The sequence below is a fragment of the Streptomyces sp. NPDC001508 genome, assembly GCF_040298665.1.
Taxonomy (GTDB): Bacteria; Actinomycetota; Actinomycetes; order Streptomycetales; family Streptomycetaceae; genus Streptomyces.
Genome location: NZ_JBEPAP010000047.1, coordinates 37,367 through 50,273 on the forward strand (window position 1 = coordinate 37,367; position 12,907 = coordinate 50,273).

Consider the following 12,907-nt stretch of genomic DNA (forward strand, 5'->3'; position numbering starts at 1 on the left):
AACACCTGCGCCAAGCCCGAACGACCGCTCCGACCACCTGACAGGCCATCACCACGACAGCACCGAGTCCGCGCCACCACCGCCCGGGCCCGCTGCCGAGCGCAGCGGCCCGCCGCGCCGGCCATCGGGCCCACCCGTACCGACCCGCTGAAAATGCAGGTCAGAGGGCCATCTGTTAGCGTCAACTGGAGGTACCCATGAGGATGCTCATCAACGTCCCGGAGACCGTGGTGGCGGACGCGCTGCGGGGAATGGCGGCAGCCCATCCCGAGCTGACCGTGGACGTGGCGAACCGGGTGGTCGTACGGCGGGACGCCCCGGTGGCCGGACAGGTCGCGCTCGTCTCCGGCGGCGGGTCCGGGCACGAGCCGCTGCACGGCGGCTTCGTGGGGCCCGGGATGCTGTCGGCCGCCTGCCCGGGCGAGGTGTTCACCTCGCCGGTGCCCGACCAGATGGCGCGCGCCGCCGCCGCCGTGGACAGCGGCCAGGGCGTGCTGTTCGTCGTGAAGAACTACACGGGCGACGTCCTCAACTTCGACATGGCGGCCGAACTGGCCGAGGACGAGGGCATCCAGGTGGCGAGGGTGCTCGTCAACGACGATGTGGCGGTCACCGACAGCCTCTACACGGCGGGGCGGCGCGGTACGGGAGCCACCCTGTTCGTGGAGAAGATCGCGGGCGCCGCCGCCGCCGAGGGGCAGCCGCTGGAGCGGGTCGAGTCCCTCGCGCGGCAGGTCAACGAGAACGCCCGCAGCTTCGGTGTCGCCCTCAGTGCGGTCACCACCCCGGCCAAGGGCAGCCCCACCTTCGATCTGCCGCCCGGCGAGCTGGAGTTGGGCATCGGCATCCACGGCGAGCCGGGCCGCGAACGGCGGGCCATGATGACCTCCGGTGAGATCGCCGACTTCGCGGTGGGCGCGATCCTGGACGACATGCCCCCGCGCAACCCGGTCCTCGTCCTGGTCAACGGCATGGGCGCGACCCCGCTGCTGGAGCTGTACGGCTTCAACGCCGAGGTGCAGCGGGTGCTCGGCGAGCGCGGCGTGGCGGTGGCCCGCACCCTCGTCGGCAACTACGTCACCTCCCTGGACATGGCGGGCGCCTCGGTCACCCTGTGCCAGGTCGACGAGGAACTGCTGCGTCTGTGGGACGCGCCGGTGCGGACGCCGGCCCTGCGCTGGGGGATGTGACCCGGCGTTCGCAGCGACCAACGTACCTACGACGCAAGGAGATCCCGTGCTCGACGCCGATTTCTTCCGCCGCTGGATGGCCGCCACCGCCGCGTCCGTCGACCGTGAGGCGGAACGGCTCACCGCTCTCGACTCGGCCATCGGGGACGCCGACCACGGCGCCAACATGCAACGCGGGTTCACGGCCGTGACGGCCGCGCTGGAGAAGGCGGTGCCCAAGACACCGGGCGATGTCCTGACGCTCGCCGGGCGGCAGCTCATCTCCACGGTCGGCGGCGCGTCCGGACCGCTGTACGGGACGCTGCTGCGGCGCGCGGGCAAGGCGCTCGGGGACGCGGCCGAGGTCAGCGAGGAGCAGCTCGCCGCCGCGTTGCGGGCGGGAGTGGAGGGTGTCATGACGCTCGGCGGGGCGGCGCCGGGCGACAAGACCATGATCGACGCGCTGAGGCCGGCCGTCGACGCGCTCGGCGACGGCTTCGGCGCGGCGCGGGCCGCCGCCGAGGCGGGAGCCGTGGCCACGGTTCCGCTGCTGGCCCGCAAGGGCCGGGCGAGCTACCTCGGGGAGCGCAGCATCGGGCACCAGGACCCCGGGGCCACCTCGTCCGCGCTGCTGATCGCCGGGCTCGCGGAGGCCGCCGATGAGTGACGAGCAGCGGGTGGGCATCGTGCTGGTGTCGCACAGCGCCGAGGTGGCCGCCTCGGTCGCCGAGCTGGCCAAGGGCCTGGCGGGCGGGGCCGCGGGGGTGCCCGTCGGGTCGGCGGGCGGCACGGAAGGCGGTGGGCTCGGCACCAGCGCCGAGCTGATCTCCGCCGCCGCGGCGGCCGTGGACCGGGGCGCCGGGGTCGCCGTCCTCACGGATCTCGGCAGCGCGGTGCTGACGGTGAAGGCGCTGCTCGCGGAGGGCGACGAACTCCCGGCCGGCACGCGGCTCGTGGACGCCCCGTTCGTGGAGGGCGCCGTGGCGGCGGTCGTCACCGCGTCCGCCGGCGGCGACCTGGACGCGGTTCAGGCGGCGGCGCAGGAGGCGTACACCTACCGGAAAGTGTGAGCCCCCGCCCGGGGTGGGTGACGCTCACAGGAGTCCGGACGCCACGAGGGCGAGGGCCGAGCGCAGGGTCGCGGTCAGCTCGGCCTCCGCCGTCGTGGCGTCGGCGCACTGCTCGTCGATGCGCCAGGCGTAGTGCTCGATCGCCGCGCGCAGCGCCGCGTTGAACATGGCTGCCTGGACGGTCGGGCCCAGCACGTCGGCGGGGACCTGGGCGCGTTCGGCGAGGGCGCGGGCGAACGCCGGCTCGGCCGCGTCGTACGACTGGAGCCAGACCGCCCGCAGCCCCGGCTCGTCGCGGGTCAGCCGGACCAGTGCGCCGAGGGTGGCACGGTCGGGTCCCGTCGCCGGGGGGCTGTCGGCGGGTACCGCGCGGACGAGGACGTCCTCCAGGGGCCGGCCGGGGCGCCAGGCGCGCAGACGGGCGGCGATCCCCTCGATCCCGGCCTCGAACAGCGGCCGTACGCAGGCCTCCTTGCTCGGGAAGTAGCGCCACACGGTGCGCGCGGAGACGCCGACGGCCCGCCCGATCTGCTCCCCCGTGGTCGCGGCGACCCCCTGTCCGACGAACAGGTCGACCGCGGCCCGCGCGATCCGCAACCGGATCTCCGCCTTGCGCTCCTCGGTCAGGGGTGGCCGTCCCGTGCGTCCGCTGGCTGCGGTCATCTGTCCCTCCGGCTCGGGCTGCTGCTACGGGAATTCTGCACCCCGACTTTACGTCACTCACAGACAATAAGTCGTAGGGTGGCCGTGCGCCGGGCGCTCGGTCCGGCGCGTCAGGTCAGAAGAACCAACTGATGGGGAGCGGGTCATGGCCAGCGGACTGGACGGCCAGAGCGTCGTCGTCACCGGCGCGGGATCGGGGATCGGGCGGGCCGCGGCGCTGGCCTTCGCGGCGGAGGGCGCCCGGGTCGTGGTGGCGGACCTCGACGCCGAAGGGGCGGGCTCGGTCGTCGAGGAGATCACCCAGGCGGGGGGCACGGCCGTGGCCGTGACCGGCGACCTCAGCGAGCAGGCGGTGGTGGACCGGCTGGTCGCGACCGCCGCGGAGCACTTCGGCGGGGTGGACGTCCTGGTGAACAACGCCGGGATCATGGATCGCATGTCGGCCCTCGGGGAGGTGAGCGACGCCGAGTGGGAGCGGGTCCTGCGGGTCAATCTGACCGGCCCCTTCCTGCTCACCCGGGCGGTGCTGCCGCACATGCTGGCGGCGGGGCACGGCGTCGTCGTGAACACCGCCTCCGAGGCCGGCCTGCGGGGCAGCGCGGCGGGCGCGGCGTACACGGCCTCGAAGCACGGGGTGATCGGCCTGACCAAGTCCCTCGCGGTGATGTACCGCAAGCAGGGCATCCGCGCCAACGCGATCGCCCCGGGCGGGACCAGGACCGCCATCACCGTGGACGCGCAGGACGGGGCGCACGGACCGGCCGCCCTCGGCCCGTACTTCGGCAACGTCGGCCGCGTCAGTCAACCGGAGGAGCAGGCGGCCGCGATCGTGTTCCTCGCCTCGGACGCGGCGAGCAACATCAACGGCGCGATCCTTCCGGTGGACAACGGCTGGTCGGCGGTCTGACGCCCGCCAGGGCCCCTGGGCGCGCGCACCACGGCACACGGCACGGGAATATGGTCGCGCCCCATGGCCGGGGCCAACAGGGGTCGGGGGCCCGGGCCCGTGTGGGCCCCGGCCACCCCCGACCACCCGCGCACGGCGCGGGATCAGCGACGACAGCGTTCCGCGCCACAGGCGCGAACTCCCCTGCATTTCCGGAGAGTTCGACCATGAGGAGCTTCAGCATACGTAACGCCCCCGGGTGGTCACCAACACGGCCCTCTTGATGAGGTCGCACCGGCCGTGCGCCGGCCCTGGCGACACTCGCGCTGGTCACGGCCTGCGGCTGGGGCGCAGCGACGGACGACGGACGACGGAGGCGAACGGCCGCCCGGTGCGCCGACGGGCGTGACCGCACAGGCCGGCAGCGCCACAAGCCGGGCCACGCGCGGCTTCTACGTCGGCCGGGAGGGCGGGGCCGGACACCGGGTGCGGATCCGGGCGAGGCTGCGGGACGGCACCTGGGGCGGGTTCTCGGCGGAGCGGACGGTGACGACGGGCCCCGGGATCCGGAGCGGCCCCCTGGACGCGCAAAAGGTGCCCCGGACGGAGCATCCGCTCACCCGGACGGTATCGGTCCGGCTGCGGGACGGCCCGGCGCCGCATGGGATGCCGGTGAGGCAGCACGGACGTTTCCCGACCCTCGGCGGCGCATGGGACGTTCCGCCAACCGTGCCGCCGGAGGGCAGCCCAATGCGCACTACTCGACTCCTCTCCCGCTCCGGCCCGGTTCTGGCCGCCGCCGCGGCGCTGCCGATCGGGCTCGCCGGGCCGTCCCCCGCGGCCTCCGGCATCTCGGTGAGCACCAACGGGTCCACCGTGTCGGTGGTCACCAGCGCCTGCACCCAGATCAACGGCAGTTGGGGCAACGCCTCCCTGCTCACCGGCAGCCAGGCGAACTTCGCCGAGGGGCGCCAGGCGGCGCTCACCGGCACGACCGTCAGCCAGTCCGCGGCCTGGTCGAACGTCGCCCCGGGGACCTACACGGTCGTCGTGGTGTGCTCGAACGGCGGCACCGCCGGTTCCCAGTCCGTCATCGTCTCCTCCGCGAAGGCGGCGACTCCCACGAAGGCCCCCCAGGGCGCCGCGACTCCCGCGCCGCAGCGGGGCGTCGCGGGCGGTGAGGGCGGCACCGTGCACGACTACGGACCGCTCACCCTCGGCATCGGTGCGACCCTCGTGGGCGGCGGGGTGATCGCCACGGCCTGGTATCTGCGACGCCGGTCAAAGCCCCGCCGCCTCTGAAACCCACCCGCCCCCGGACACGCCCGACCACGTGACGCGGTGCGGTGCCCGGGGGCCTCGGTCCGGCAGCGCCCCGAAACGAAGGGGCGTGGGGAACTGCGGCCGGCGCCGGCCTTCGCGGTGCTGCACTGGAGCGGGTGGACGGTGCGTGGCGGGGCGGGCCGCCGGGGCGCGGTCAGTCCGCCGGGCGTCCGGTGGTCCGGGTCGACGCCCCCGGGCCGGAGGTACGTCGCCGGGTCCTGGCTCGCCCGGTCGCCGCCGTCAGTGCGGCAGGCGGCCACGTCGGAGCCGATGCCGCCCGCACCGAGGATCGCGACGCGGTCGCCGCCGGGGCGCCTTCGCGCAGCACGTCCAAAGTCGTCTCCGGTCCAGAAGACGCCCGCGCTTTGTGCAACCAGGTGCACAAACGGAGTGGTGGGCCGCGCCCCGGTCGGCGGGTGGCCGGCCGGGGCGTGCGGGTGAGGGGACGTCAGCGGCTTTCCAGCCGCAGGTGCAGGTCCCGTTCCTGGTCGCCGGAGGCCGTGCAGGTCTCCTGGACGGAGAACAGGGAGCCCAGGGTGGTGCGGAACCGGTCGACGGCCCAGTAGCCGCCCTGGACGTCCGCGAGGACGGGCGACCTGAGCCGGGCGGGCGGTGCGGGCACCCCATGGGCGTCCGCCACGTCATAGGTGCCGAGCCACACCATGGGACGCGTCTCGTGGAGCTGCTGCGGCACCTCCTCGGCACCGCGGTCGGACGTGAAGCAGGCCCTCAGGGCGTCGAACACGATCCGGGCGTCCTCCTTGGAGCACCCGCTGATCTCCACCGTGACGGATTCCGGGTGCGACCGCTGCGTGTTCTTCATGATCGCTCCTCTCGTGGCCGCGCTGCGGTGGAACGGGGGTACCCCGCGCAACCGCGCCCATCCCTCAGCAAAGCACCACCCGCCGCCGAGCACTACCGGTGCCCGGCGGCGACATGGCGCACGGCTTCATCCGCGGGTGAACCGGTATGTCTTGCTGTCCGTGAGCACACAGAAGCCGGGCGAGACGACGATCACACGCAGGGTGCCGGTGCGCCGGTCGTAGTCGATGCCCTCCGCCTCGAAGGTGCCGGAACAGGCGCTGCGCAGCGGGAGTTGACGCAGCGCCGTGACATGGCCGGACACATCCGACGTGCCGTTCGGTTCGGCGGACAGATCGATCCGCAGGAGCGGCTTGGTGACGCCGAAGAGGCTGCCCTCGGGATCGTCGGACGAGCACAGCAGGGTCGTGGGTGCAAGGAAGTCGCAGCCCTGGACGTCGCGCACGGCATGGTCCAGGTTGACGGTGGTGGCCCGCGGAAGGTTCGCGGCGGGCGATGTGCCCGGGTTGACGCCCGGGGTCGGGAAGACCAGGAGGCGGCTCATCGTGCCGTACTCGCCCGCCAGCATCCACTGCCCGCCCGGCGAGACGGCGACCCAGGAGTTGTTCAGCGCCTCGCCGGGATCGAGGGTGTGCACATACTCGGAGCGGGCACCGCCCGGCGCCTGGACGCGGAACATCTTGGTGGTGCCGGAGTCCCGCTGGTAGGGCTCGATGTAGTAGCCGTCGTAGGAGGTGTCGGGGTCACCCACGTGGTTCCAGCCGCGGGCGGCGAGGTCGAGCGGGATGGTGCCGATGCCGGTGTACCGGTTGGGGCTGCCGGCCGGGACCTCGACGGAGGCCAGGCCCTGGCTCTCGGTGAGCGGGTCGGCGCGGTCGGAGCCGACCTCGGTCCAGGTGTCGGCGGCGGAGGCGGGCGGGGCGGCGGACACGGACACGACGACGGCGGTGGCGAGGGCGACGAGTCCGGTCAGGACTGCGTGACAACGTTGCCGGGCGGACACGGGCATGGAGGCCGACTCCTCGATGGTGGGGGGTGGCTGGCGCGTTCGGCGGACAGTCTGGCCCGGCCGCGATGAGCATGTACAGACCAATGGAGGAACGCGGGGGTGAACACGCGCGTGGCGGCCCGTGAACGGCCCGATCGACTGAACGGGTGAGCGAGGGAACCGGTGACCGCCGGCAGCGGTGCCCGACCGATGGTTGGCCGGTTCGCCGTACACCGGCTCCCGAGTTGAGGGATGGTGGAGATAGCGAACGGCGGCGTCGGAGAGTCGGGTGTGGGCGCGAAACACAGTCGGGTGTGGGCGCGAAACACATGGGAGCCGACGCGGGCGGCGCTGTGCCGCAAGGACGGTCTAAGGCGGTGCGTGCGATGAGTGCAGCCGAGGCTCCCGTGGCCGAGGGCGGCGGCCCGGTCCGGCCGAGCGGTCTGCTCGACGTGCTGGGCGTGGCCTCGGTCGTGCTGGACGTCGAGGGGCGCATCGTGCTGTGGAGCCCCCAGGCGGAGGAACTGTTCGGCTACTCGGCGCGGGAGGCCCTCGGCCGGTACGCGGCCCGCCTGATGGTGGACGACGAGCACATATCGCTGGTCCGCAAGCTGTTCGCCGACGTGATGGCGACCGGCCGTAGCTGGGCCGGCGCGTTTCCCATCCGGACCAAGGACGGCGGCACGCGCCTGGTGGAGTTCCGCAACATGCGGCTGACCGACGACCGGGGCGATGTGTTCGCGCTGGGGCTCGCGGCCGACCGCTCCACGGTGCGCCGGCTCGAACAGGACGTGGCCCTCTCGGAGCGGATGGTCAAGCAGTCACCGATCGGGCTGGCCGTGCTGGACACGGAGCTGCGGTACGTCTCGGTCAACCCGGCGCTGACCCGGATCAACGGCATCCCGGCCGAGGAACTCCTCGGACGGACCCCGCACGAGGTGCTGCCGCAACTGGACTCCGCCGCCCTGGAGAACGCGCTCCGCCAGGTCCTGGAGACCGGCTGCCCGCTGGTCGACCAGGCCGCCGTGGGCCGGACGGCGGCCGACCCGGGCCATGAGCACGCCTGGTCCGTGTCGCTGTACCGGCTGGAGGACGCCATGGGCCGGGTGCTCGGCGTCGCGGCGTCGATCGTGGACATCACCGAGCAGTACCGGGCCCGTGTCGAGACCGAGGCCGCGCGGCGCAGGCTGGCCGTCGTCGCGGACGCCTCCGTCCGCATCGGCACCACCCTGGACCTGAACCGCACCGCCCGTGAACTGGCCGACGTAGCCGTGCCGGAACTGGCCGACATCGCCGCCGTGGACCTGCTCGACGCCGTCGCCGAGGGCCGCCCCAGCACCCTGGGGCCGGCCGAGTCCGCGGTGATCCGGCCCCTCGCGGTCCGAGCGGAGCGGGAGACGGACGCGCTGCGGGCCGCCGACCTGCCGGGAGAGCGGGTACGGTACGCCCCCGACCGGCTGGTCACCGCGTGCGTACGCACCGCGAGCCCGGTCGTCGTGCCGCGGGTGACGGACGGCGACCTCGACCGCATCGCCCGCTCCCCCGAGGCTGCCGCACAGCTGCGCCGGGCGGGTGTGCACTCCTACCTGGCGGTGCCGCTGATCGCACGCGGCGAGGTGCTGGGCGCCCTCGACCTCAAGCGCGTGGGCAATCCGCTGCCCTTCGCCGAGGACGACGTGCTGCTGGCCCGGGAGCTGGCCGGTCGCGCCGCGGTGCAGATCGACAACGCCCGCTGGTACCAGAACGCCCGTGACACCGCCCTCACCCTGCAGCGCAGCCTGCTGCCCGGCCGGCCGGCCGTGACGACCGGCCTTGAGGTCGCCTCCCGCTACCAGCCCGCGGGCGCCGCCGTCGAGGTCGGCGGCGACTGGTTCGACGTGATCCCGCTGGAGGGCGGCAGGACGGCGCTCGTCGTGGGGGACGTCATGGGCAGCGGCATCGGCGCGGCGGCCACCATGGGCCGGCTGCGCACCGCCACCACCACCCTCGCCTCGCTCGGCCTCGACCCTGACGTGCTCCTCCAGCACCTCGACAAGATCACCCCGGGTCCCGACCACACCATCGCGACCTGTGTGTACGCCGTCCACGACCCCCGGCTGCGCCAGTGCCGCATCGCCAACGCCGGGCATCTGCCCCCGGTCCGGGTCCGCGCCGGGCGGCCGCCGGAACTGCTCGCGCTGCCGACCGGCGTGCCGCTCGGCGTCGGCGGTGTCGCCTTCTCCGCCACCACCGTCGACTTCGCCCCCGGCGACCGGCTGGTCTTCTACACCGACGGGCTGGTGGAGACCCGCCGGCACTCGCTGGACGAACGGCTGGCCGCGCTGCTGGCCCTGCTGGAGGGCCCGGACCGCCCGCTGGAAGAGGTCTGCGACCTGCTACTGCGGACGCTGCACCACCCCGACAACCACGACGACGTGGCGCTCCTCATCGCACGCTCCCTGGATCCCGGAACCGCCGGTGAGCGGTGAGCGGTGAGCGGTGAGCGGTGAGCGGTGAGCGGTGAGCGGTGAGCGGTGACGCACGGTCCCGCCGCCGAGCACCGCCCGCCGGGCCGGTGCGCCGAGCCCCGCCCCCGGTCCCGATCGCCTAGGGCGCGCCTAGTAGGGGCCGACGCCGATCACCACGTGCGCGTACAGCTCCTCGGAGATGGCGAGGGAGGTGGTCAGACCGGCGCGGGCGAAAATCCCGACGGCTTCTCGTGCCTGCTGCTCGCCGGTCTCGATGAGGAGGCAGCCACCGGGGGCGAGCCAGTCGGGCGCGGCGCCGGCGACACGGCGCAGCACGTCCAGGCCGTCCGTGCCGCCGTCGAGGGCGCGCAGCGGCTCGTGCTCACGGGCCTCCGCGGGCAGCAGCCCCACCTCGCCGCTCGGGACGTACGGCACGTTCGCCGCGAGGATGTCGACGCGACCCCGGATCGTGCGGGGCAGCGGCTCGAACAGGTCGCCCGCATGGGCGTGTCCGCCGTACTCGGCGAGGTTGCGGCGGGCGCAGCGCACGGCGGCCGGGTCGACGTCGGCGGCGTGCAGTTCGACCCGGCCGAGCGAGGCGGCCAGGGCGGCGCCGACGGCGCCGGAGCCGCAGCACAGGTCCACGACGACCCGGGCGCCCGGTGAGCGGGCGAGTGCCTGGTCGACAAGGAACTCGGTGCGGCGGCGCGGCACGAAGACGCCGGGTTCGACGGTGATCCGCAGTCCGTGGAACCCGGCCCAGCCGAGGACGTGTTCGAGGGGCAGTCCGGCGGCGCGCCGGTCCACCATGGCGGTGAGTTCGTCGGGGGTGCGGGCGGTGGCGAGGATCAACTCCGCCTCGTCCTCGGCGAAGACGCAGCCGGCGGCGCGCAGCGTGGTGACGACGGCGGAGGGGGTGAGCAGGGGCATGGAAGCCGAGGGCCTTTCGGTGACCTGGGGCCGAAGGGCGCTCCCGCGGGCACCGGCTAGCGGTGACGCACGCCGCGGTGGGGGGTGAGCACCCGAGCTGACACAGCGGTAATGGGTCTCACCTCCCTCATGTCACGGCCGGGACGTTCCAGGGCCGGACGGCCACCTTACCCCAACGGTCGGACACCAACGGTCGGGCACCGTCTGCCGCTTCGGGCCCTCGGCGGTCTCGACCGCCGCCTCGCCGCGTCACCTTCCTCGTCTCCTGGTCTTCCTCGCCGCCTCACCGTCCTCGCTGTCTCTCCCCCCCCGTTGCCCGGAGCGCGTCCCCGGCACCGGCCGGATCACGGGCGGACGACGGCCGGATCAAGTTGTACGGGTGCAACCGGAGGGGCGCGGTCCCGGGGCGGACGGTGACGGGCGGAGGCGGCCGGGGACGCCCCGGGCCGCCCAACAACTTACGGAGCACCGTGACGGCAGCGGAGAGGGCCATCGAGACCATCCAGCGCGAGATGACGGTCTTCGCCCGCCGGGCCCGGGCCTCGGCCGGACGCATGCACCCCGAGCTGTCCCCGGTGTCGTACACCCTGCTCGGCCACCTGGGGTAGAGCGACGGCTGCCGGGCCACGGACCTGGCGGCGCACTACGCCCTGGACAAGTCCACGGTCAGCCACCAGGTGGCCGCTCTGCAGCGGGCCGGGCTCGTCGAGCGCCGGCTGGACCCGGGGGACCACCGGGTCCAGCTGCTGCATCTGACGCCGGCAGGCCGGGAGATCCTCGCCCAGGTCACCCGGCGCCGCCGGGCCGCCTTCCGTCAGCGGCTCGCGGACCGGCCCGAGGAGGATCCGACGCGGTTCGCCGGATATCTGGAGCGCCACCACGCGGCTGTCTCCGCTCCCGCCGCCCCGGTCTGACCGGGTCCCGGTCAGACGGGCACGGCTTCCCGGCCGTCCGCCAGGCGCTGCGGTACCCGGACCGCGAGGAACACGGTTCTGCGCCGCAGCCGGAAGCCCAGCGACTCGTAGAGCCGGATGGCGTTGGTGTTCTCCGCGCCCGTGTGCAGGAACGGTGTCTCGCCGCGCGCCCGGATGCCGTGCGCCACGGCGAGGATCAGCCGGGTCGCCAGGCCCTCGCCGCGGAAGAGGGGATCGGTGCAGACCGCGCTGATCTCGGTCCAGCCGGGCGGGTGCAGCCGCTCCCCCGCCATGGCGACCAGGGCCCCGCCGCGGCGGATGCCGAGATAGGTGCCGAGTTCGACGGTGCGCGGCAGGAACGGGCCCGGCTTGGTGCGCTCGACAAGGTCGGTCATCTCGGGGACGTCGGCGGGCCCGAGGCGTACCGCCTCCGCGTCCGGGGCGGCGGCGAGTGACTCGTCGACGAACTGGACGCCCGCCATCCGGAAGGTGACCTCCCATCCTCGCGGCACCTGTCCGCCGAAGCCGGCCAGCGGCACCTCGGCGCCCGGTCCGGCGAGCGCCGCGAGGTCCGCCCAGTCGTCGGCGTCGGGATCTTCGGGCAGCGCGAGCCATGGGGACACGTCGAGCGGGTAGCGCAGCACCCGGCCGCGGCGCTCGGCGAAGCGGGCGTGCGGGCCGGTCAGCGAGGCCAGGGCCGGGTGGTCGAGGACGTGTTCGGGGCCGGCGCCGGCCGGCGGGTTCGGTTCGCTCACCGGGCGACCTCGATCACGATCTTGCCGCGGGCGTGGCCGTCCTCGACGGCGCGCAGGGCCGCCGCGGCCTGTTCCAGCGGGAAGGTCCGGGTGACGTGCGGGTCGAGCACACCGGTCAGCACGAGCTGAGCCAGCGCGTCGAGCACGGCCGCGGTGCGGGCCCGGGCGACCCGGGCGCCGCCCAGCGCGGCGGCGGTCTCGGGCGGGGCGCCCGCGGTGATCAGCCGGGTCCGGTCGGTGAGCAGGGTGGCCGCCTCGGTCAGCACCTCGCCGCCGACCAGGTCGTAGACGGCGTCGATCCCGTCGGGCGCGGCGGCCGACACCCGGCCGGCCAGGTCCGGGCCCGAGGGCACGTGCACGGCGCCCAGCGACTCCACGAAGTCCTTCTTGCCCTCGCCCGCCACGCCCACCACGCGCACCCCGAGGGACCGGGCGATCTGCACGGCCGCCGCGCCCACGCCGCCGCCCGCCCCGGTGACCAGCAGCGTCACTCCGGCGGACAGGTCGAGCTGGCGGATGCCGTCGTAGGCCGTGGCCGCCGCGACCGGCAGGGTCGCCGCGTCGGTGAAGGACAGCCCGGCGGGCTTGTGCGCGGTGACCGCGGCGGGCAGCAGCGCGTACTCGGCGTATCCACCGGCGACGGTGTTGCCGAAGACCTCGTCGCCGACGGCGAACCCGGTCACGCCGTCGCCGACCTCCGCCACGACACCGGAGACCTCGCTGCCGAACACGGCCGGGAACGTGCGTTCCCCTACGTCGCCGGGGCGGCGCAGGCCCTCGCGCAGCTTCCAGTCGACGGGGTTCACCCCGGCGGCGCGCACCGCGACCAGTACCTCCCCGGCGCCGGGCCGGGGCCGGGCGACCTCCGTGAACGCCTCGGTCTCCGGTCCCCCGTACCGTGTGAAGACGTACGCCTTGGGCATCTGTTTCCTCACTCTCC

The 12,907-nt window shown here is 74.3% G+C and carries 12 protein-coding genes and 2 pseudogenes; 7 read left to right on the plus strand and 7 right to left on the minus strand.

The features are described 5' to 3' along the window. The first annotated feature begins 197 nt into the window (after positions 1-197). The 3 genes from dhaK to ABT245_RS32205 are packed head-to-tail and all read left to right on the plus strand — an operon-like array spanning position 198 to position 2,239. A complete protein-coding gene (dhaK, locus tag ABT245_RS32195) occupies positions 198-1,190 on the plus strand; it encodes a dihydroxyacetone kinase subunit DhaK (protein WP_351740442.1) in 993 nt (330 codons plus the stop codon). 46 nt (positions 1,191-1,236) lie between these two features. Continuing rightward, positions 1,237-1,836 (plus strand): dihydroxyacetone kinase subunit DhaL, encoded by a 600-nt coding sequence (gene dhaL, locus ABT245_RS32200; protein WP_351740444.1) that lies wholly within the window; start codon positions 1,237-1,239, stop codon positions 1,834-1,836. Then, the gene (locus ABT245_RS32205) at positions 1,829-2,239 is read left to right on the plus strand and encodes a PTS-dependent dihydroxyacetone kinase phosphotransferase subunit DhaM (protein WP_351740447.1); all 411 of its coding nucleotides are present in this window, start codon (positions 1,829-1,831) and stop codon (positions 2,237-2,239) included. The genes dhaL and ABT245_RS32205 overlap by 8 nt, the downstream gene beginning before the upstream one ends. Before the next feature lie 24 nt (positions 2,240-2,263). Here ABT245_RS32205 and ABT245_RS32210 read toward each other — a convergent pair whose 3' ends face one another. Continuing rightward, entirely contained in the window at positions 2,264-2,902 is a 639-nt protein-coding gene (locus tag ABT245_RS32210) for a TetR/AcrR family transcriptional regulator (RefSeq protein WP_351740449.1), read from the minus strand. A 145-nt stretch (positions 2,903-3,047) separates the two neighbouring features. Here ABT245_RS32210 and ABT245_RS32215 point away from each other — a divergent pair, with 145 nt between their 5' ends. Then, positions 3,048-3,809 (plus strand): SDR family NAD(P)-dependent oxidoreductase, encoded by a 762-nt coding sequence (locus ABT245_RS32215; protein WP_351740451.1) that lies wholly within the window; start codon positions 3,048-3,050, stop codon positions 3,807-3,809. Positions 3,810-4,193: 384 nt separating this feature from the next. After that, complete coding sequence (locus tag ABT245_RS46260) at positions 4,194-5,090, plus strand: hypothetical protein (protein ID WP_502982239.1); 897 nt, start codon at positions 4,194-4,196, stop codon at positions 5,088-5,090. 101 nt (positions 5,091-5,191) lie between these two features. Here ABT245_RS46260 and fadH read toward each other — a convergent pair. The 3 genes and pseudogenes from fadH to ABT245_RS32235 form a co-directional block, all read right to left on the minus strand. Beyond that, positions 5,192-5,445, minus strand: a pseudogene (gene fadH / locus ABT245_RS32225) (NADPH-dependent 2,4-dienoyl-CoA reductase); the annotation flags it as partial. A gap of 114 nt (positions 5,446-5,559) precedes the next feature. After that, positions 5,560-5,934 carry a hypothetical protein gene (locus tag ABT245_RS32230; protein ID WP_351740454.1) on the minus strand — a complete coding sequence of 125 codons (375 nt, stop codon included), beginning with the start codon at positions 5,932-5,934 and terminating at the stop codon, positions 5,560-5,562. Between the two features lie 126 nt (positions 5,935-6,060). Continuing rightward, positions 6,061-6,942 (minus strand): hypothetical protein, encoded by an 882-nt coding sequence (locus ABT245_RS32235; RefSeq protein WP_351740457.1) that lies wholly within the window; start codon positions 6,940-6,942, stop codon positions 6,061-6,063. 365 nt (positions 6,943-7,307) lie between these two features. Between ABT245_RS32235 and ABT245_RS32240 the strand changes: the two genes are divergently transcribed. Then, positions 7,308-9,389 carry a SpoIIE family protein phosphatase gene (locus ABT245_RS32240; protein WP_351740460.1) on the plus strand — a complete coding sequence of 694 codons (2,082 nt, stop codon included), beginning with the start codon at positions 7,308-7,310 and terminating at the stop codon, positions 9,387-9,389. Between the two features lie 129 nt (positions 9,390-9,518). Here the strand turns inward: ABT245_RS32240 and ABT245_RS32245 are convergent, their stop codons facing one another. Next, positions 9,519-10,298, minus strand: a complete 780-nt coding sequence (locus ABT245_RS32245) for a putative protein N(5)-glutamine methyltransferase (protein WP_351740463.1) — start codon at positions 10,296-10,298, stop codon at positions 9,519-9,521. Between the two features lie 512 nt (positions 10,299-10,810). Here ABT245_RS32245 and ABT245_RS32250 point away from each other — a divergent pair. After that, positions 10,811-11,212, plus strand: a pseudogene (locus tag ABT245_RS32250) (MarR family winged helix-turn-helix transcriptional regulator). Positions 11,213-11,223: 11 nt separating this feature from the next. On the opposite strand, the gene ABT245_RS32255 reads toward ABT245_RS32250, so the two are convergent. After that, positions 11,224-11,967, minus strand: a complete 744-nt coding sequence (locus ABT245_RS32255; RefSeq protein ID WP_351740466.1) for a GNAT family N-acetyltransferase — start codon at positions 11,965-11,967, stop codon at positions 11,224-11,226. Further along, positions 11,964-12,890, minus strand: coding sequence for an NADP-dependent oxidoreductase (locus tag ABT245_RS32260; protein WP_351740469.1), 927 nt, complete (start codon positions 12,888-12,890; stop codon positions 11,964-11,966). The genes ABT245_RS32255 and ABT245_RS32260 overlap by 4 nt, the downstream gene beginning before the upstream one ends. Positions 12,891-12,907 lie beyond the last annotated feature (17 nt).

Bases quoted from the DNA above. Each gene is read 5' to 3' on its own strand.
- dhaK (WP_351740442.1), top strand. From the start codon at position 198: ATGAGGATGCTCATCAACGTCCCGGAGACCGTGGTGGCGGACGCGCTG.
- ABT245_RS32205 (WP_351740447.1), top strand. From the start codon at position 1,829: ATGAGTGACGAGCAGCGGGTGGGCATCGTGCTGGTGTCGCACAGCGCC.
- ABT245_RS32210 (WP_351740449.1), bottom strand. From the start codon at position 2,902: ATGACCGCAGCCAGCGGACGCACGGGACGGCCACCCCTGACCGAGGAG.
- ABT245_RS32215 (WP_351740451.1), top strand. From the start codon at position 3,048: ATGGCCAGCGGACTGGACGGCCAGAGCGTCGTCGTCACCGGCGCGGGA.
- ABT245_RS32230 (WP_351740454.1), bottom strand. From the start codon at position 5,934: ATGAAGAACACGCAGCGGTCGCACCCGGAATCCGTCACGGTGGAGATC.
- ABT245_RS32235 (WP_351740457.1), bottom strand. From the start codon at position 6,942: ATGCCCGTGTCCGCCCGGCAACGTTGTCACGCAGTCCTGACCGGACTC.
- ABT245_RS32240 (WP_351740460.1), top strand. From the start codon at position 7,308: ATGAGTGCAGCCGAGGCTCCCGTGGCCGAGGGCGGCGGCCCGGTCCGG.
- ABT245_RS32245 (WP_351740463.1), bottom strand. From the start codon at position 10,298: ATGCCCCTGCTCACCCCCTCCGCCGTCGTCACCACGCTGCGCGCCGCC.
- ABT245_RS32260 (WP_351740469.1), bottom strand. From the start codon at position 12,890: ATGCCCAAGGCGTACGTCTTCACACGGTACGGGGGACCGGAGACCGAG.